Annotated in this window: 20 protein-coding genes; all 20 read right to left on the reverse strand. The window is 63.3% G+C overall.

The window, feature by feature from the left end; all coding sequences use genetic code 11:
* Positions 1–265: 265 nt before the first annotated feature.
* Positions 266–2,158 carry an excinuclease ABC subunit UvrC gene (gene uvrC / locus ACWYRN_RS00235; RefSeq protein ID WP_488692889.1) on the reverse strand — a complete coding sequence of 631 codons (1,893 nt, stop codon included), beginning with the start codon at positions 2,156–2,158 and terminating at the stop codon, positions 266–268.
* Positions 2,159–2,420: 262 nt separating this feature from the next.
* Positions 2,421–2,873, reverse strand: a complete 453-nt coding sequence (gene acpS, locus ACWYRN_RS00240; protein ID WP_229436923.1) for a holo-ACP synthase — start codon at positions 2,871–2,873, stop codon at positions 2,421–2,423.
* Complete coding sequence (locus ACWYRN_RS00245) at positions 2,870–3,640, reverse strand: pyridoxine 5'-phosphate synthase (protein WP_229436925.1); 771 nt, start codon at positions 3,638–3,640, stop codon at positions 2,870–2,872. The genes acpS and ACWYRN_RS00245 overlap by 4 nt, the downstream gene beginning before the upstream one ends.
* Positions 3,641–3,652: 12 nt before the next feature.
* A complete protein-coding gene (gene recO / locus ACWYRN_RS00250; RefSeq protein ID WP_488690572.1) occupies positions 3,653–4,570 on the reverse strand; it encodes a DNA repair protein RecO in 918 nt (305 codons plus the stop codon).
* 24 nt (positions 4,571–4,594) lie between these two features.
* Positions 4,595–5,527 (reverse strand): GTPase Era, encoded by a 933-nt coding sequence (gene era / locus ACWYRN_RS00255; RefSeq protein ID WP_488690573.1) that lies wholly within the window; start codon positions 5,525–5,527, stop codon positions 4,595–4,597.
* A gap of 1 nt (position 5,528) precedes the next feature.
* Positions 5,529–6,371: a ribonuclease III gene (gene rnc, locus ACWYRN_RS00260; RefSeq protein WP_488690574.1), complete on the reverse strand. Its 843-nt coding sequence runs from the start codon at positions 6,369–6,371 to the stop codon at positions 5,529–5,531.
* A 165-nt stretch (positions 6,372–6,536) separates the two neighbouring features.
* Positions 6,537–6,929, reverse strand: coding sequence for a DUF4845 domain-containing protein (locus ACWYRN_RS00265; protein WP_488690575.1), 393 nt, complete (start codon positions 6,927–6,929; stop codon positions 6,537–6,539).
* A 23-nt stretch (positions 6,930–6,952) separates the two neighbouring features.
* Complete coding sequence (gene lepB, locus ACWYRN_RS00270; protein ID WP_488690576.1) at positions 6,953–7,870, reverse strand: signal peptidase I; 918 nt, start codon at positions 7,868–7,870, stop codon at positions 6,953–6,955.
* Entirely contained in the window at positions 7,867–9,660 is a 1,794-nt protein-coding gene (gene lepA, locus ACWYRN_RS00275; RefSeq protein WP_290422515.1) for a translation elongation factor 4, read from the reverse strand. The genes lepB and lepA overlap by 4 nt, the downstream gene beginning before the upstream one ends.
* Before the next feature lie 500 nt (positions 9,661–10,160).
* On the reverse strand, positions 10,161–10,421 hold the full coding sequence (locus tag ACWYRN_RS00280) for a glutaredoxin family protein (RefSeq protein WP_488692891.1): 261 nt from the start codon (positions 10,419–10,421) through the stop codon (positions 10,161–10,163).
* Positions 10,421–11,875 carry a DegQ family serine endoprotease gene (locus ACWYRN_RS00285; RefSeq protein WP_488690577.1) on the reverse strand — a complete coding sequence of 485 codons (1,455 nt, stop codon included), beginning with the start codon at positions 11,873–11,875 and terminating at the stop codon, positions 10,421–10,423. The genes ACWYRN_RS00280 and ACWYRN_RS00285 overlap by 1 nt, the downstream gene beginning before the upstream one ends.
* A 205-nt stretch (positions 11,876–12,080) precedes the next feature.
* Complete coding sequence (locus tag ACWYRN_RS00290; protein ID WP_488690578.1) at positions 12,081–12,383, reverse strand: RseA family anti-sigma factor; 303 nt, start codon at positions 12,381–12,383, stop codon at positions 12,081–12,083.
* Positions 12,384–12,446: 63 nt separating this feature from the next.
* Entirely contained in the window at positions 12,447–13,049 is a 603-nt protein-coding gene (gene rpoE, locus ACWYRN_RS00295) for an RNA polymerase sigma factor RpoE (RefSeq protein ID WP_488690579.1), read from the reverse strand.
* 169 nt (positions 13,050–13,218) lie between these two features.
* Complete coding sequence (locus ACWYRN_RS00300; RefSeq protein ID WP_488690580.1) at positions 13,219–13,710, reverse strand: protein YgfX; 492 nt, start codon at positions 13,708–13,710, stop codon at positions 13,219–13,221.
* Positions 13,711–13,802: 92 nt separating this feature from the next.
* Positions 13,803–15,050, reverse strand: a complete 1,248-nt coding sequence (fabF, locus tag ACWYRN_RS00305; RefSeq protein ID WP_229436945.1) for a beta-ketoacyl-ACP synthase II — start codon at positions 15,048–15,050, stop codon at positions 13,803–13,805.
* 27 nt (positions 15,051–15,077) lie between these two features.
* Positions 15,078–15,317 carry an acyl carrier protein gene (acpP, locus tag ACWYRN_RS00310; protein WP_020653257.1) on the reverse strand — a complete coding sequence of 80 codons (240 nt, stop codon included), beginning with the start codon at positions 15,315–15,317 and terminating at the stop codon, positions 15,078–15,080.
* A gap of 180 nt (positions 15,318–15,497) precedes the next feature.
* A complete protein-coding gene (gene fabG / locus ACWYRN_RS00315) occupies positions 15,498–16,235 on the reverse strand; it encodes a 3-oxoacyl-ACP reductase FabG (RefSeq protein ID WP_488690581.1) in 738 nt (245 codons plus the stop codon).
* Between the two features lie 33 nt (positions 16,236–16,268).
* Entirely contained in the window at positions 16,269–17,207 is a 939-nt protein-coding gene (gene fabD / locus ACWYRN_RS00320; RefSeq protein WP_488690583.1) for an ACP S-malonyltransferase, read from the reverse strand.
* Between the two features lie 21 nt (positions 17,208–17,228).
* Positions 17,229–18,218: a beta-ketoacyl-ACP synthase III gene (locus tag ACWYRN_RS00325; RefSeq protein WP_488690584.1), complete on the reverse strand. Its 990-nt coding sequence runs from the start codon at positions 18,216–18,218 to the stop codon at positions 17,229–17,231.
* A 28-nt stretch (positions 18,219–18,246) separates the two neighbouring features.
* Positions 18,247–19,272, reverse strand: a complete 1,026-nt coding sequence (gene plsX, locus ACWYRN_RS00330; protein WP_488690586.1) for a phosphate acyltransferase PlsX — start codon at positions 19,270–19,272, stop codon at positions 18,247–18,249.
* Between the last annotated feature and the right edge of the window lie 48 nt (positions 19,273–19,320).

Raw genomic sequence — 19,320 nt, forward strand, 5'->3', positions numbered from 1 at the left:
ACCGATGAGTGGTCGAAGAATAGAACAAGGCCAGGCGTCAGATCCAAACGATTATCAGCTGTCCAGTCCGCTAGGCGAATGGTAACGAATGGTCAGCTGCCGTACCGCGTGGGCTCAAGAGCCCACCCTACGGGTTTTACGCCAACAATGTTGTTCATTGTTGGCGGCAGGCGAAGGTTTTACGCCAACAATGTGGTTCATCGTTCGCGGCAAGCGAGGTTTTATTCCAACGATGTGGTTCATCGTTGGCGGCACGCGAGCCGGATCAATGCAGCTGTCGATAAATCTCTTCCGCCAGCGCCGTCGAAATGCCCTCGACCTGGCACAGGTCTTCCACACTCGCATCGATCACGCCGCGCAGGCCGCCGAAGCGGGCCAGCAGGCGCTGGCGGCGCTTGGCGCCGATGCCTTCGATTTCCTCGAGGCGCGAGGCCTGGCGCGCCTTGGCACGCTTGGCGCGCATGCCGGTAATCGCAAAACGGTGCGCTTCGTCGCGGATCAGGGCGACCAGCATCAGCGCCGCCGATTCCTTGCCCAGCTCCTGGGCCGCGCGGCCATCGGCGAAGATCAGGGTTTCCAGGCCCACGCGGCGCCCCTCCCCTTTCGCCACGCCGACGATCAGGCCGATATCCAGCCCGAGCTCGGTAAACACCTGGCGCGCCATTTCCACTTGCCCCTTGCCGCCGTCGACCAGCACCACGTCGGGCATGACGCCGTCGCCGCTGGCGACCTTTTCGTAGCGGCGTGTCAGCACCTGGCGCATGGCCGCGTAATCGTCGCCCGGCGTGATGCCGTTGATGTTGTAGCGCCGGTATTCCGCGTTCTGCATCGCGTGGTGGTGGAATACCACGCACGATGCCTGCGTCGCCTCGCCTGCCGTGTGGCTGATGTCGAAGCATTCGATGCGCAGGGATTCGAGATCGGCCGCGTCCAGCGACAAGGTCTCGGCCAGCGCGCGCGTACGCGATTGCTGCGACCCTTGTTCAGACAACAGACGGGCCAGGGATATCTCGGCGCCCTTTTGAGCGAGCTCAAGCCACTGGCGGCGCTGGCCTTGCGGCTGGAAGATCAGGTTGATGCGGTGCCCGCACTGTTCGGTGAGCGCCACCATCAGTTCCGGCTGGTCGAATTCGATGTTCAGGATCAGCGTGCCCGGGATGAAGCTGCCGGTGTAGTGCTGGACCAGGAAGGCGGCCAGCACTTCGCACTCGATCGACTGCTCGGCAATCGCCTCGTTCACCTGGGTCGGGAAGTAGGCGCGGTCGCCCAGGTGGCGTCCGCCGCGCACCATCGCCAGGTTGACGCAGGCGCGCCCGCCCTGCACCACCACGGCGATCACGTCGACGTCGGCGTCGCCGGTCGTTTCCATGCTTTGCTGGTGCAGCACGCGCGACAGCGACTGGATCTGGTTGCGCACGCCGGCCGCCTGCTCGAACATCAGCTTTTCGGCAAAGCCCTGCATCTTTTGCTGCAGGTCGTCCATGACTTCGTTCTGGCGCCCACGCAGGAACTTGGCGGCGTTCTCGACGTCTACCTTGTACTCATCCTTGTCGATGAGGTTCACGCAAGGCCCGCTGCAACGGCCGATCTGGTGCAGCAGGCAGGGGCGCGTGCGGTTGGTGAACACGCTGTCTTCGCAAGTGCGCAGCATGAACACCTTTTGCAGGATCTGCATCGACTCCTTCACCGCCCAGGCGCTCGGGAAAGGGCCGAAGTACTGGTTCTTGCGGTCGAGGGCGCCGCGGTAATAGGCCATGCGCGGGAAGTCGCCGTGCGTGATCTTCAGGTACGGATAAGATTTGTCGTCGCGGAACAGGATGTTGTAGCGCGGCTTGAGTGCCTTGATCAGGTTGTTTTCCAGGATCAGGGCTTCGGCTTCGCTGTGCGTGATCGTGGTTTCCAGATTGGCGATCTGCGAGACCATCATCGCGATGCGCGGGCTCGACAGGTTTTTCTGGAAATAGCTCGACACGCGCTTCTTGAGGTTGCGCGCCTTGCCGACGTACAGCACATTCTGGTTGGCATCGAAGTAGCGGTACACGCCCGGCAGGTCGGGCAGCTTGGCCACCGTCGCCAGCACTTGTTCACGCGCAGTGGCGCTCGGCTGCACGGGGCCGGCGGCGTCATCTTTCAAGGTGGCGTTCAGCTCTTCCTTCATGGCTTGGCGCGAATCCGGACGCGGGCGTGCGGCCGGCGCGGCGTCGGCCTTGGCGGCGCGGGTGCGTTTCGGCTTGTCTTCGACAGGATGGCGCACCGGCAAGGCGGCGCCGTTCGCCGCCACGTAGGCCACTGGCGCTTCGGCAACCTGGTGCTCGGCGGGCTGCTGGAACGATTGCTCACCGGGCTGCTGAGTTGTCTGCTCACCGGGTTGCTGCGCCGGTTGCCCGGTTGGCTGCGCATGCGCCGGCGTCACCGGCTGGTCAGGGGATGGCACTTCCTTGGTCACTGGTATCGCTTGCTCGCTGTTCGGTTGGGGTTCGCTCGTCGCGGGTCACGATCACGAAGGCGACGCCATAGTCGGCCTCGTCGCTGATCGTCACCTGGGCGCTCAGTTGGTTCTGCTGCATGAATTCGGCCAGGGCGCCGCTGCACACAATCACTGGCTTGCCGCTCGGGTCGTTCAGCATCTGGGCCGAGCGCCAGGTCATGGGCATGCGCATGCCGAGGCCAATGGCCTTCGAAAACGCTTCCTTGGCCGAAAAACGCGTGGCCAGGAACCGCAGGCCGCGCACCTCGCTGCGGGCGCGGCGCGCGTGGTATTTCTCGAGTTCCTGGGGACCCAGGATCTTTTCGGCGAAGCGATCGCCATTGCGTGCGAGCGCTGCCTCGACACGCGAAATCTGGACGATGTCGGTGCCGATGCCGTAGATCATTGTGCCCCCAGGGAAACGCCGAGACGGGCCGCGACCATGATCGCCTTCATCTCGCGCACCGCGTTTTCCCAGCCGGCAAACAGGGCGTGGGCAACGATGGCGTGGCCGATGTTCAGTTCGGCGATGTCCTTGATGGCCGCGACCGGCTGCACGTTGGTGTAGTGTAGGCCGTGGCCGGCATTCACCACCAGCCCGTGCTTCACGCCGGCGGCGACGCCGACCTTGATGCGCTCCAGTTCGCTCGCCGCTTCGGCGCCTTCGGCCTCGGCATAGCGCCCGGTATGCAGCTCGATCACGGTCGCACCGGTCTTCGCGGCGGCTTCGATCTGCTGCGCATCGGCATCGATGAACAGCGACACGCGGATGCCCTCGCCTTTCAGCTGCTTCACCGCCGCTTCCACTTCGTTGAAATAGCGGATCACGTCCAGCCCGCCTTCGGTCGTCACTTCCTCGCGCCGCTCAGGCACCAGGCAGACGTCCTGCGGACGCACCTGGCAGGCGAAATCGATCATCTCGCGGGTCACGGCTGCTTCCAGGTTCATGCGCGTGGCCAGTTGCGGGCGGATGGCGAGCACGTCGGCATCCTTGATGTGGCGGCGGTCTTCGCGCAGGTGCAGCGTGATCAGGTCGGCGCCGGCCTGCTCGGCCAGCAGCGCGGCGCGCAGCGGGTCCGGGTAGACGGTGCCGCGCGCATTGCGCACGGTGGCGATGTGGTCGATGTTCACGCCCAGGTCGATGACGGGGCCGACGGGTTGGAGGAAGCTCATGATGTTCTTTTCTTATAACTGCATCAGGTCAATCAAAATCTGCCGGGTATTCAGCGGCGCGCCATTCAAATGGTGGGCCAGCAGGAAACGCATCAGCTGCTTGCTCTGGCTCTGCGTCACCGGGTCGGCATAATCCTCGCGCTCCATGTCCAGCAGGGTCTTGCCGGACACCACGGGCCAGACATCGGACATCAGGGCTTCGCGCGCACCGCGTTCCGGGTCGACCACATAGCGCTCGCCGGGGTCGACCGCCTCGCGCGTCGTGGTCGAGCGGCCGAGGTTGGCAGCGACGCCTGTTTCCTTAAGTAAGGCCCTTTCGAATTTTCGCAAGACGATTTGTGCAGGTTCGTCGTGCGCCAGTTCGTTCAGGGTGGACACGTAGTGGTCGAACAGGGCCCGGTGCGCATCGTCGCGCGCCAGCAATTTCACCAGCAGTTCGTTCAGGTAGAAGCCGCACAGCAAGGCGGTGCGCTCGATCGGCAGCATGCCGCCCACCCACTCGGCGTCGATCAGGGTGCGCAGCTCGGACTTGCCGCTCCACGACACCGACAAAGGCTGGAAAGTCTGCAGCACCCCGCGCAGCTTCGACAACGGCCGTTTCGCGCCCTTGGCCACGACCGCGATGCGGCCATGGTCGCGCGTGAACAGATCGACGATGAGGCTGGTTTCCTTGTAGGGATAGCTGTGCAGCACGAAGGCGGGCTGGCCATTGACCCGCGTTTCGCGGATCGGGGTGCGGCTGCGGCGCACGGCCGGCGGCGGCGCATAGGCCGGGCTCGCTTCTGCGACTCCCAGGACGGGCGGCTGCATCTCTGTGATGCGCAGTTCCGCCACCGGCATGTCGTTGACGGCCGGAGACGCTGCCGGCGCCTCCGGCACATCGGGCGCCGCCGCAGCGTGGTCGGGATCGTGGTTGTCGAGGCTCGTCATGCGTGGGAGGCGAACCGTGCAGGCTTATTCGTAGCCGTAGGCGCGCAGGCCGGCTTCGTTGTCGGCCCAGCCGGATTTGACCTTGACCCAGATCTCCAGGTACACGGGGCCGTCGAACAGCTTTTCCATGTCCAGGCGCGACTGGGTCGAGATTTCTTTCAGGCGCGCGCCCTTGTTACCGATGATCATCGATTTATGGGTATCGCGTTCGACCAGGATGGCGGCAAAGATGCGGCGCAGATTGCCTTCCTGGATGAACTGCTCGATCACCACGGTGCTGGTGTACGGCAGTTCATCGCCCAGGAGGCGGAACACTTTCTCGCGCACGATCTCGGCAGCCAGGAATTTCTCGCTGCGGTCGGTGATGTCGTCCGGCCCGAAGATCGGTGGATTCTGCGGCAGGTGCGAACGGATTTCGCGTTCCAGCGCGTCGACCTGGAAGCGCAGCTTGGCCGACACCGGCACGATGGCCGTGAAGTCGCGCAGGGCAGCCACTTTTTGCGCGAACGGCATCAGCGTGGCCTTGTCCTTCATGCGGTCCGACTTGTTGATCACCAGGATCACCGGCACGTTCTTCGGCAGCAGATCCAGCACTTGCTGGTCGGCCGGGCCGAAGGTGCCGGCCTCGACCAGGAACAGCACCACATCCGACGCCGTCAGCGTGTTCGAGACAGTCTTGTTCAGGGTTTTGTTCAGTGCATTCGCATGACGCGTCTGGAAACCCGGTGTATCGACGTAGATAAACTGGGCATCGTCGTGGGTCTGGATACCGGTGATGCGGTGGCGCGTGGTTTGCGCCTTGCGCGAGGTGATCGACACTTTCGCGCCGATCAGCACGTTCATCAGGGTCGACTTGCCAACGTTCGGGCGGCCGACGATGGCGATATAGCCACAGCGGAAGTTTTCTGGCGTGCCGTCGTTGCTGTCGGCGTCGTCGTGTGGGAGGTCGGTGTTCATATCAGGATGCTTGTTGGGTGTTTGCGCCATCGGCAGTGCCGTCGCCTGCGTTGTTGCCGGCGTTGTTGTCTGCATTGTTATCTGCATCACGGCTCTGGACGGTGGCGATGCCGGCCAGCTTCAGTTGGGCCACGCGTGGCTTGGCCTTGCGCGAGGCGGCGGGGGTCTTGCGCAGCGCCAGTTCGGCCGCTTCGAGCGCCAGGCGGGCAGCGGCCTGTTCGCCGGCGCGGCGGCTGCCGCCGCGGCCGAAGACCTGGATGCCGAGTTTCGGCACCAGGCATTCGATCTCGAATTCCTGGCTGTGGGCGGCGCCATGGGTGGCGATGACGTTATAGGTCGGCAGCGAAATCTTGCGGCTTTGCAGGAATTCCTGCAGCAGGGTCTTGGCGTCCTTGCCCAGGGTGCGCGGGTCGACCGTGTCGAGCAGCGGAATGTAAAAGGCGCGGATCACGCCGCGCGCGGCCTCGAAGCCGGCGTCGAGGAAGATCGCGCCGAGCAGGGCCTCGAGGGTGTCGGCCAGGATCGACGGGCGGCGGAAACCGCCCGACTTCAGCTCGCCCTCCCCTAGTCGCAAAAACTGCGAGAGTTCCAGCTTCTGGGCGATTTCGTAGAGCGACTGCTGCTTGACGAGGTTGGCGCGCAGGCGCGACAGATCGCCCTCGTCGAGGTTGTTGAAACGCTCGTAGAGGATCGAGGCCACCACGCAGTTGAGGATCGAATCGCCCAGGAATTCCAGGCGTTCGTTATGCAAGCTGCTGTGGCTACGATGGGTCAGGGCCTGTTGCAACAGGCCGCTATCCCGAAACGTGTAGCCCAAGCGGGTTTGCAATAACTGTAGATTCATTGTTTATTTTTCGTAGTACAGGCCGGTTCCAGAAATGCCGCAGCCGAAACACCGAGGATACCGGCATTTCGGCTTCCGGCGCGCATGCCGGGCTTTGCGTTGACGGCAGGCGACAAAAGCGCCTGTCCGATGCTGCCAAATGATACGGGCAAATGCGGCCGGCAATCAGTCGGCGCTGGCAGCCACGACGCCGCTCGGGTCGGTCGTGCCGTCGTAGTCGATGACCAGGCTGGCCTTTTCGGTCAACGCAATGCGTTTCTGGTAGGCGAAACTGATTTCAGGCTCGCCGCCGTCCTTGCTGATGATGAGGTCGCGTCCCTTCACGGACTCGACGTTGTTGATGTCCGCAAACTTGTCGAAGGCGCGCTGCATCTCGGGCACGGTGCCGCCTTCCGCCTTGACCCGGACGATGCCGTCCTTGATCGAGCGGTATTCCAGCCAGGACGGGAACACCTTGATGCCGACCACGGCCACCAGGCCGACGACGATCAGCACCAGGATCACGCTGGTGAGCGAGACGCCCTCTTGCTTGCCGAGATGAGTGTTGCGGTGTTCCATCCTGCCTCCTTTGCGAACCGGCCTTACTGGATGCCGCCGATGCGCTTCGGATCACCGAAGTTCATCCACACCAGGAAAGCCTTGCCGACGATATTTTTGTCCGGCACAAAACCCCAGTAACGGCTGTCCGCACTGTTGTCGCGGTTGTCGCCCATCATGAAGTAGTTGCCTTCCGGTACGATACAGGTAAATTTGTCGTACGAATAGTCGCAGGCTTCGCGGTTCGGGAAGTTCTCCACGCCGTCCAGGTTGAACGAACGCGCCGGCTCGTCGTTCAGGATGCGGTGCTCGCTGCCCGGCAGCTTTTCTACGAACTGCTTGTGGTACACCGGCCGTTCTTCATCGAGGTAATCGTCGAGCGGGGTGTATTCCACCGCCTTGCCGTTCACCGTCAGGCGCTTGTTTTCATAGGTGATCTTGTCGCCAGGCACACCGATGACGCGCTTGATGTAGTCCTGGCTCATGTCCTTCGGATACTTGAACACCATCACGTCGCCACGCTGCGGATCGTTCAACTGGATGATCTTCTTGTTGATGATCGGCAAGCGGATACCGTAGGTGTACTTGTTCACGAGGATCAGGTCGCCCACTAGCAGGGTCGGCACCATCGAGCTCGACGGGATCTTGAACGGTTCCCACAAGAAGGAGCGCAGGATGAAGACCAGCGCGATCACCGGGAAGAAGCTGCCCGAATACTCGACCCAGGTTGGCTGGCGCAGGTGCGCCGCCTCGATGGCGGCGCGGTTGCCGTTCGTGTCGACCTTGATGCCTTCGCGCGTCAGCTTGGCATTGCGTTCGTCGTACTCGGCCAGGGCAGCGTCGGCCGCGGCGCGGCGCCCCTTGGCCAATACAAAGACGTCCAGGCACCAGATGATGCCCGTGACCACCATGAGCACGAACAGGATGAGCGCGAAATTCCCCAGGATCGGTTGCAGGTTCATTTATCTTCCACTTGAAGGATAGCCAGGAATGCTTCTTGTGGAATTTCCACCGAGCCCACCTGTTTCATGCGTTTCTTACCGGCTTTCTGTTTCTCGAGCAGTTTCTTCTTGCGGCTGACGTCACCGCCGTAGCACTTCGCCAGCACGTTCTTGCGCAGCGCTTTCACGTTTTCGCGCGAGATGATGGTGGCGCCGATGGCGGCCTGGATCGCCACGTCGAACATCTGGCGCGGGATCAGTTCGCGCATCTTGGCCGCCACCTGGCGTCCGCGGTAAGGGGCATTCGCGCGGTGCACGATGATCGCCAGCGCATCGACCTTCTCGCTGTTGATCAGCATGTCGACTTTTACCACGTCGGCGGCGCGGTTTTCCTTGAACTCGTAGTCCATCGAGGCATAGCCGCGCGAAGTGGACTTCAGGCGGTCGAAGAAGTCGAGCACGATTTCCGCCATCGGGATTTCGTAGTGCAGCTTCACCTGGCGGCCGTGGTAAGCCATGTCCATCTGGATGCCGCGCTTGCCGTTACACAGCGTCATCACCGCACCGACATATTCCTGCGGCATGTAGAGGTTGACGTCGACGATCGGCTCGCGCACTTCATTGATCTTCGAGGTTTCCGGCATCTTCGACGGATTGTCGACGCGGATGATGGAACCGTCGCGCATCTCGACCTCGTACACCACGGTCGGGGCCGTGGTGATCAGGTCCATGTCGAATTCGCGCTCCAGGCGTTCCTGCACGATTTCCATGTGCAGCAGGCCCAGGAAGCCGCAGCGGAAGCCGAAGCCCAGCGCCTGCGACACTTCCGGCTCGTACATCAGGGCGGCGTCGTTCAGCTTCAGCTTTTCCAGCGAGTCGCGCAGGGCGTCGTACTGGTTCGCTTCCACCGGGAACAGACCGGCGAACACCTGCGGCTGCACTTCCTTGAAGCCCGGCAGCGGCGCGGCGGCCGGCTTGTTGGCCAGGGTCACGGTGTCGCCCACTTTTGCGGCGGTCAGTTCCTTGATGCCGGCGATGATGAAGCCCACCTGCCCCGCGGTCAGTTGCGGCAGCGACACCGAGCGCGGCGTGAAGACGCCGATGTTTTCCACCAGGTTCACCGATTCGGTGGCCATCAGCAGGATCTTGTCCTTCGGACGCAGGGTGCCGTTGACCACGCGCACCAGCATCACGACACCGACATACGGGTCGTACCAGGAGTCGACGATCAGGGCCTGCAGCGGCGCGTCCGGGTCGCCTTGCGGCGGCGGCACCTTGGCGATCAGGGTTTCCAGCACGTCTTCCACGCCGAGGCCGGTCTTGGCCGAGCACACCGTGGCGTCGCTGGCGTCGATGCCGATGACGTCCTCGATTTCCTTCTTGGCATTGTCGGGATCGGCGTGCGGCAGGTCGATCTTGTTCAGGATCGGCACCACTTCCACGCCCAGGTCGAGCGCGGTGTAGCAGTTGGCAACGGTCTGCGCTTCCACGCCCTGGGACGCATCGACCACCAGCAGCGCGCCTTCGCAGGCGGACAGCGAGCGCGAGACTTCGTAGCTGAAGTCGACGTGGCCGGGGGTGTCGATCAGGTTCAGGTTATAGGTCTGGCCGTCGCGCGCCTTGTATTGCAGGGCCGCGGTCTGCGCCTTGATGGTAATGCCGCGCTCGCGCTCCAGGTCCATCGAGTCGAGCACCTGCGCGTCCATTTCGCGGTCCGACAGGCCGCCGCACAACTGGATGATGCGGTCGGCCAGGGTCGATTTGCCGTGGTCGATGTGGGCGATGATGGAGAAGTTACGTATGTTGTTCATTAACAAAGCTCAAAACCAAAAAAGGCGAGGCAGGTTACCAGGCGGTGACCGGCGCCGCGATGATGCCAGCGCAATACGAAAAAAGCGCCCCGTGCGGACTGGTCCGTCCTCAGGCGAGCGCCTTATCGCTACATGAGAAGCTGATGTGCTATCGACAGAAGCTTTTCCAAACGGGGCATTTTACCGGATTTCAGGGTAGAAAGCCCGGTTTGTGAGGGAAATTGGCATTGGAGAGGCCGATGTGAGCATCGCAACCGGAGCCGGCGGCAGGAACCGTACGGTGGGCACGCCGTGCCCACGCGAAACGCCGATCAATGTTGGCAGTTGTTCGGCGCGTAAAACGGTGTGTGTTGGCGACGTCTCCACGTGCGTTTCGCTGGCGTTTCCATATGTAGTGACGTTTTGGGGCGAATCATCACGGTTGCAGGCCAACCGGATACGCACGTAACAGCGTGGGCACGTCATCGATTCCCCCGGAATCGATGACCCCACCGTACGTTTCAAGCCGCGTGCCGCGTTTGGCGCTCGACGTAGGCGCGCACCGCGGCTTCGTCGAGGAAGTAATGGCATAGCTCCGGCTCCGCAAGATCGCCATACAGCACCGGCACCAGCTCGTTGAAACGCGCCTCCAGCGCCGGGTCGGCATCGACATCGATCACCTCGACGTCGAACGCCTGCCCGGGCTGTTCGAGAGTGCGCAGGGCCGCCAGCATGTCTTCGCACAGGTGGCACCAGCTGCGCGAATAGAGCGTGAAACGGATCACTTCGCGGCAGCCGGCTTCACGACCAGGTACTGGGTCACGTTCTCGCGCCGCACCAGCACCGCCACGCTCTTCTTCGGATCGAGCTTGCCAGCCAGCGCATTGAACTGGGCCGCATCCTTGATCTCGACATTGTTCATCTGCAGGATCAGGTCGCCCGGACGCACGCCGGCCGTGGCCGCCCTCCCCTCGCTCGAATCGACCAGCACGCCGCCTTCGATGCGCAGTTCGCGGCGCTGTTCAGGCGTCAGGTTCGACACGTGCAGGCCGAGCGCATTCGGGGCCGGCCCCGGCGCCGGCTTGTTCGGTGTCGGCTTTGTGGAGGCGGTCTTCTCGTCCTCGAGCTCGACGATGGTCACCGGCACGTCGAGCTGGGCGCCGCGGCGCCAGACGGTGACGATGGCCTTGGTGCCCACCTTGCTGGCGCCGACCAGGCGCGGCAGGTCGCGCGTGGTGTCGATCGCCTGGCCGTTGAATTTCAGGATGATGTCGCCGACCTTCACGCCGCCCTTCTCGGCCGGGCCGCCCGGCTCGACCATCGAGACCTCGGCGCCGCGCGCCTTGCCCAGGCCCAGCGACTCGGCGACGTCGCGCGTGACTTCGCTGATCTGCACGCCCAGGCGCCCGCGCGTCACGCGGCCGGTTTTCTTCAGCTGGTCGGCCACGCGCATGACTTCGTCGATCGGCACCGCGAACGAGATGCCGTTATAGGCGCCCGACAGGGTGGCGATCTGCGAATTGATGCCGATGACTTCGCCGCGCATGTTGATCAGCGGGCCGCCGGAATTGCCCGGGTTCACGGCCACGTCGCTCTGGATCAGCGGCAGGTATTCGCCGGTGTCGCGCGACTTGGCCGAGATGATGCCGGCGGTGACCGTGTTGTCCAGGTTGAACGGGGAACCGATCGCGATTACCCATTCGCCGACCCGGATCTTGCTCGAGTCGCCGGTGCGCAGGTAAGGCAGATTGGTAGCGCCGACCTTCAACAGGGCGACGTCGGAGCGGCGGTCGGCGCCGAGCACCTTGGCCTTGAATTCGCGGCGGTCGGTGAGCGTGACCGTGACTTCGTCGGCGCCTTCGACCACGTGGGCATTGGTGAGCACATAGCCGTCGTCGGAAATGATGAAACCCGAGCCGACGCCGCGCTCGACTTCTTCTTCCTGGGGCTGCTGCTGGGGCGCGCGGCGGCGCGGGATGGGCTGGCCGAAGAAGCGGCGCAGGAATTCCTGCATTTCTTCCTCGCCCGGACCGCCCTGCCCCAGGCGTACCTTCTCGGTGGTGCGGATATTGACCACCGCCGGGCCGGCCTTGTCGATCAGGTCGGAGAAATCGGGCAGGCCGGTCACGACCGGGGTCGGCACCGGGGCCGCGGCCAGGGCCGTGTTCGTCAGGGACAGGCCGGCGCCGGCCATCAGCAGTGCAGAGAGGACAACGCGAAGGGATTTGCTTGTCATGGGAGTGGGGACTCAGGTCAGGAATTGACGTTATGGTAAGCCAAATCCTGCCGTCTTGTCGCGCAGGCCGCCGCGGGGCGATGAAAGCGGGACGCGCCCGGCAAGCGAAACGCTGCAGCTTGCCCCCAGCGGGCGACGACGCAGAGGTACGTGGATGCGGCGGACACGCAGCGCGCGCCGCCGCGGCGCATCCGCCTCGACCGGCTCAGGACGAGGGCGCCGCGGCCGCGAGGGCTGCCGGCTTGCCCACATCGAGTTCCGCGCCGCTGCTGCGCCGCCCATGCAGGGGCTCGGCCGCCAGGCGTGCGGCGAGACGGCTCGCGAAGCCGTTCGAGAGCGGCGGCGTCTCAAGCGCGCGCAAGGTGTCGCCGATCAGGTGGTAGACTTCCCAAGCTGCGGCCCCATCGGCTGTGCGCAGGGCCAGGCCCGCCAGTTCCAGGTCTTCTTCCGGCAACGCATCGTCGCTGAGCGCGGAGATGTGTTCGCGGTTTTTCTTGTTCGTATCCATCGGTAATTCCGTCACGGTAGTCGTGTGATCCAAAAAGTTAAACAGGTTGTGGTGCAATCATCGCTACCGACGTTTATCACCTGAAATATCGAGCAAAGGCTTCAATTTTTCGACGATGACTTCGCGCGCGCGGAAGATCCGGCTGCGTACCGTGCCGATCGGGCAGGCCATCACTTCGGAGATTTCCTCGTAGCTCAAACCCTCAATTTCGCGCAGGACGATCGCGGTCCGCAGTTCCAGCGGCAGCGCTTCCATCGCGGCATTCACCGTATACGCGATCTGCTTGCTCGCTAACACGGATTCGGGTGTGTTAATGTCGCGCAAGCTGTCCGCATCGTCAAACGCTTCAGCACGTTCCGTATCTGCCTCGGTCGAGGTTGGCGCGCGCCTGCCCTGTGTGACGAGAAAATTCTTTGCCGTGTTGATGCCTATCCGGTACAGCCAGGTATAAAAGGCCGACTCGCCGCGGAAGTGGCGCAATGCGCGGAAGGCCTTGATAAAGGTTTCCTGCACCACGTCTTCGGCCTCGGCGGGGTCGTGCACGAGGCGCGACACCAGCCGCATCAGCCGGCGCTGATACTTTGCCACCAACAAATCGAACGCCTGCCTGTCACCGGCCTGGACGCGTTCGACCAGCAATTGATCACCCTCGCGTTCTGTTGTCACTGACCGCTTCCCGTTCAGCTCGCAACCGGGCAAGCTGGCTCAATCGACCTGCGCCGGACTGGCGGCCTGCGCTGCGCGCCCTGCCAGCTGCGCCCTCGCCTGCTACCGTCCGATCCGCTATGGTTTCTTGAACCGCCTCTCGCTTAAGAGTTGGCCCGCTGCAATAAGTTCAAAGTATTTCGATGCCTGCTGCGGAACGCGCCACCCGTCCATCGAGGACGCCGAGCGCGACGCGCAGGCGCCGGTATTCGGTGGGACTCAGGCTGTCGCGCAGCACCGGCACCGTGTGCGTGGCGCCACCCGCATCGCCCAGGCGCAAGAGCATGAGTTGCGGCCATAACAGGCTCCCGGGCAACAGGCTCACGGCGATGTCGGTAGCGGCCGCAGGGCCGGTTCCCAGCTTCTGTTGTACCGTCAGGTGCAGGGCGCCGGTTCCAGATACATCAATCCGGTGCGTCTTATCGGGACGGGTGCATCCGTGCAGCAAGAAGAGCGCTGCAATGAGGAAAAACAATGCGCATACGGAAGAGAAAAGCAGGCGCTGTGGCAAGACCACGAGGCAGAGCCAACTTGCGCCGAGATGGGCGAACGCATACACACCGAGCGTAATCCGCAAACGGCGTGAGGGAAGGACGAGCGCACTGACGGCGATCGAAGACATGAAAAAGGGAAAATAAAACGGAACGCCTGCCGCGCGCGGGGTGCGGCAGGGTCAGGCGCCCGTTCCGTTAGACAGGAACGGGCGCGGCAGGTTCAGACTTTGGCGAAGATCAGGGTACCGTTGGTACCGCCGAAACCGAAGTTGTTCTTCACGGCGTAGTTGATCGTCATGTCGCGTGCGGTGTTCGCCACGAAATCGAGATCGCAGGCCGGATCCTGGTTGAACAGGTTGATGGTCGGCGGCGACACCTGGTTGTGGATCGCCAGCACCGTGAACACCGACTCGAGGCCGCCGGCGCCGCCCAGCAGGTGGCCGGTCATCGACTTGGTCGAGTTGACGACCAGCTTGTGGGCATGGTCGCCGAAGGTGCGTTTGATGCCCTGCACTTCGGCCAGGTCGCCCAGCGGCGTCGAGGTGCCGTGCGCGTTGATGTAATCCACCTGGTCGGCGTTCAGGCCGGCATTCGCCAGTGCCGAGACCATGCAACGGCTCGCGCCGCTACCGTCTTCGACCGGCGCCGTGATGTGGTTCGCATCGGCGCTCATGCCGAAACCGAGCAGCTCGGCGTAGATCTTCGCGCCGCGCGCTTTCGCGTGCTCGTATTCTTCCAGCACCAGCACGCCTGCGCCCTCGCCCAGCACGAAGCCGTCACGGTCGCGGTCCCATGGACGCGAGGCCGTGGCCGGATCGTCGTTGCGCGACGACAGTGCGCGTGCCGAGGCGAAACCGCCCAGGCCCAGCGGCGAAATCGTCGATTCCGCGCCGCCGGCCACCATGACGTCGGCGTCGCCGTATTCGATCAGGCGGCCCGCCGCGCCGATGCAATGCAGGCCGGTGGTGCAGGCGGTCACGATGGCCAGGTTCGGCCCGCGCAACCCGAATTTGATCGAGAGGTCGCCCGAGATCATGTTGATGATCGAGGCCGGGACGAAGAACGGCGAAATGCGGCGCGGGCCGCGGCCGTCGTATTCTTCCTTGGTCGCTTCGATCATCGGCAGGCCGCCGATACCCGAACCGACGATGGCGCCGATGCGGTCGGCGTTCTCCTCGGTAACCTGAATACCCGAATCCTGCAGTGCCTGGATGCTGGCAGCCATGCCGTAATGGATAAAGGTATCCATGTGACGGCCTTCCTTGCCCGGCAGGTAATCTTCGATATTGAAGTTCTTCACCTCGCCCGCGAAACGGGTCGAAAACGGCTCGGCATTGAACCTGGTGATGTTGGCAATGCCTGACTTGCCTGCCAGTGCCGCATCCCACGCTTCGGCAACGGTGTTGCCGATAGGTGAAACGCAGCCCAGGCCGGTAATGACGACGCGGCGGTTGCGTGAACGACTCAAGCGATTCTCCCGAAAACTAAAGACAGCTTAGGCCTTGACGTGCGCGGTTGCGTAGTCGATGGCTTGCTTGACGGTGGTGATCTTCTCAGCCTGCTCGTCAGGGATTTCCATTTCGAACTCGTCTTCCAGGGCCATCACCAGTTCAACGGTGTCCAGGGAATCTGCGCCGAGGTCGTCAACGAACGAGGACTCGATTTTGATGTCGGCTTCTGCAACACCCAGTTGCTCAGCGACGATTTTTTTAACGCGTTGTTCGATATCCGACATGTTATGGCTCCATTAGGTATGTGTTGCGGAAAGTGCGCGCATTTTATCAGGTTTGCGCGCCGAAAAACTATTTTCGGCGTCTGACGCTATTTCAGCCGAAACTCCTGCTAAAAGATGAGAATTCGCCGGGTAATTAAATCACGCTACGCATAGAAAACGTCGCACCCGGCACTTTCCGCATCAATTCATGTACATGCCGCCGTTCACGTGCAGGGTCGTGCCGGTGACGTAGGCGGCAGTCGGGCCTGCCAGGAAAGCCACCGCGTTCGCGATGTCTTCCGGCTGGCCGAGGCGGCCCAATGGGATTTGCGTGAGCAGCGCTTCGTGCTGGCTGTCGCCCAGGCCTTTAGTCATGTCGGTGTCGATGAAACCGGGGGCCACGCAATTGACAGTGATGTTGCGGCTGCCGATCTCGCGCGCCAGGGCGCGGGTCATGCCGGCCACGCCGGCCTTGGCGGCGGCGTAGTTCATCTGGCCCGGGTTGCCGGCGGAACCGACTACCGAGGTGATGTTGATGATGCGGCCTTGTTTTGCCTTCATCATGCCGCGCAGTACCAGGCGCGACAGGCGGCCGACGGCGGTGAGGTTGGTGGTGATCACGCTGTCCCACTCCTCGTCTTTCATGCGCATGGCCAGGTTATCCTGGGTAATGCCGGCATTGTTGACGAGGATGGACAGGCTGCCGAAGGTCTTTTGCACTTCGTCGACGACGGCGGCGCAGCGCTCGGCATCGGTGACGTTCAGGACCACGCCCTTGCCGCCGAATTCGGCCAGGTAGGCGGTGATCGCTTCGGCGCCGGATTCGCTGGTGGCGGTGCCGACGACTTTGGCGCCCTGGCGGGCCAGCTCGAGGGCAATGGCCTTGCCGATACCGCGCGAGGCGCCGGTGACGAGAGCAACTTGGTTCTGCAAATTCATCTAGTTCTTGTCCTTATCTAAGTACGTAATGCTTCACGCGCCCTTGATCGCTGCCAGCACGCGCTCGAGCGAGGCCTGGTCGACCAGGGCTTCGCCAACCAGCACCGGATCGATACGTTTGGCCATGCCGATCAGGGTCTTGCTCGGGGCGCACTCGATGACCTGGGTCACACCCTCGGCGGCCATCTTCTGCATGGTTTCCACCCAGCGCACGGCGCCGGCGGCCTGGCGCACCAGCGCATCCTTGATTTGCTCCGGATCGTTCAGGATAGCGACATCGACGTTGTTGATCAAATCGATGCGTGGCGCGTTGAACGTCAGGCCAGCCATGTACTCGCGCAGGCGGTCCGAGGCAGGCTTGAGCAGCGAGGAGTGGAACGGCGCCGAGACGGCCAGTTTCATGGCGCGCTTGGCGCCCTTGGCCTTGGCGATCTCGCAGGCGCGGTCGATCGCGGCGGCGTGGCCGGCGATCACGATCTGGGTCGGCTCGTTGAAGTTGACGGCTTCCACGACTTCGCCCTGGGCAGCCTCAAGACAGACGGCGCGCACGTCGTCGGCCTGCAGGCCCAGCACGACGGCCATGCCGCCCTGCCCGACCGGCACCGCTTCCTGCATCGATTGCGCGCGGAAGCGCACCAGCGGCACGGCGTCCTTGAAGTCGATCACGCCGGCGGCAACCAGGGCCGAGTATTCGCCCAGGCTATGGCCGGCCACCAGCGACGGCACCGGGCCGCCGGCCGCGATCCAGGCGCGGTAGACGGCCACCGCGGCGGTCAGCATGACCGGCTGGGTATTCGTGGTGAGGTCCAGGTCTTCCTTCGGGCCTTCGGCGATCAAGCGCTTGAGGTCCATGCCCAGCGCTTCCGAGGCCTCGGCCACGGTTTGCTCGACGACCGGGTTGCCGGCGAAGCCGTTCAGCATGCCGACCGCTTGTGCGCCCTGGCCGGTGAACAGGAATGCGAATTTGCTCATCTTTTTATTTTCCCTATTTAATTACATGCGGGCCAGGATGGCGCCCCAGGTGAAGCCGCCACCCACGCCTTCCATCAGGATATTGTCGCCCGGTTTGACGCGGCCATCGCGCACGGCAATGTCGAGCGCCAGCGGAATCGAAGCGGCCGAGGTATTGCCGTGCTCGTCGACGGTGACGACCATGCGCTCGATCGGCAGGCCCAGCTTCTTGGCGGTGCTCTTCATGATGCGGATGTTGGCCTGGTGCGGGATCAGCCAGTCGACGTCGGATGGCGCCATCTGCGCCGCGTCCAGCACTTCGCCGGCCACCTGTTCCAGCACGGTCACGGCCAGCTTGAACACGGCCTGGCCATCCATGTGCAGGAAGCCGGCATTCGCCGCGGCCGGGCCGCCTTCCGGGTGACCGGGGATCGACAGGATGTCGGCATGGGTGCCGTCGGCGTGCAGCTTGCTCGCCAGGATGCCGGGCTCATCGGATGCCGCCATGACCACGGCGCCGGCGCCGTCGCCGAACAGCACGCAGGTGGTGCGGTCCTCGAAATTCAGGATGCGCGAAAACACTTCGGCGCCGATCACGAGCACGGTCTTGTGCATGCCGGCCTTGATGAAGGCGTCGGCGGTGGACACCGCATAGACGAAGCCGCTGCATACGGCCTGCACGTCGAAGGCGGCGCTGTTGTTGTTCATGCCGAGTTTACGCTGGACGATGCAGGCGGTGCTCGGGAAGCTGCCCTGGAAATCGGGCGTGGAACTGGCGACGATCACCATGTCGATGTCCGCCGGGGTCTTGCCGGCCATCTCGAGCGCGCGCTTGGCCGCTTCGACACCGAGGTCGGAAGAGTTCTGGCCGACAGCGGCGTAGTGGCGCGCGGAAATGCCGCTGCGCGAACTGATCCACTCGTCCGAGGTTTCGATGCCCTTGGCGGCCAGTTGCGCGGTCAGGTCCGCATTCGTGACCCGGCGCTCCGGCAGGTAGCTGCCGGTGCCGATGATTTTGCTGTAGACAGTCATTGCGTCTCCACCTTGTTCCGCTTGTAGGTCAGACCTGGCGCGTGGCGTCAGGCGTATCTGGCATCAGTTCGGCTATCATCGCCGACAATTGCTCTTGTACATTGTATTGTGCTGCATCGTAGGCGCGTTTGATCGCCCACTCGAAAGCGTAGGCATTTGCGCTGCCGTGGCTCTTGAACACCAGGCCTTTCAGCCCCAGCAGGCCGGCGCCGTTGTAGCGCTCCGGGTTCAGTTTCTTGAGCGCGCCGCGCGCGATCAGGGCGCCCAGCATCGACAGCAGGCTCGACTTGAAGACCGACTTCATGTAGCGCGACAGGCCTTCGATCGCCTTCAGGGTCACGTTGCCGACGAAACCGTCGCACACGACCACGTCGGTGGTGCCCTTGAAGATGTCGTTGCCTTCGACATTGCCGTAGAAATTCAGCGAGCCGCGCTCGTGGTCGGCGCGCAGCAGGGTCGCCGTGTTCTTCACCACTTCGTTGCCCTTGATCTCTTCGGTGCCGACGTTCAGCAGGCCGATGGTCGGCTTTTTCACGCCTTCCATGGCCGAGAACAGGACCGAGCCCATGATGGCGAACTGGTGCAGGTGGTGCGGCGAGCAGTCGACGTTGGCGCCGAGGTCGAGCATGTAGGTCGGGCCGTTCTTCTGGTTCGGCAGGATCGAGCAGATCGCCGGACGGTCGACGCCGGCCATGGTTTTCAGCACGTAGCGCGAGACGGCCATCAGGGCGCCGGTGTTGCCGGCCGAGACGCTGGCATTCGCCGTGCCGTCCTTGACCAGCTCGACCGCCACGCGCATCGAGGAATCTTTCTTGCGGCGCAGGGCAACCTCGACCGGATCGTCCATCGCCACCACTTCGGAGGCGTGTTTCACGGTCAGGCGCGGATTCGCGTCGGCATGGTGTTTTTTCAGTTCCGCGCGCAGCACGTCTTCGAGACCGACCAGGATCAGTTCGGCTTCGGGCTGCTTCTTCAGGAAGGAAATTGCTGCAGGGATTGTCACGGAAGGACCGTGGTCTCCGCCCATACAGTCGATGGAAATTTTAATTGTCATTTTGGGAATACGAGCCGCGACTCAGGAGCGAGCGGCAGGATACAAGCC

It is taken from the genome of Massilia sp. BAP21 (assembly GCF_057801335.1).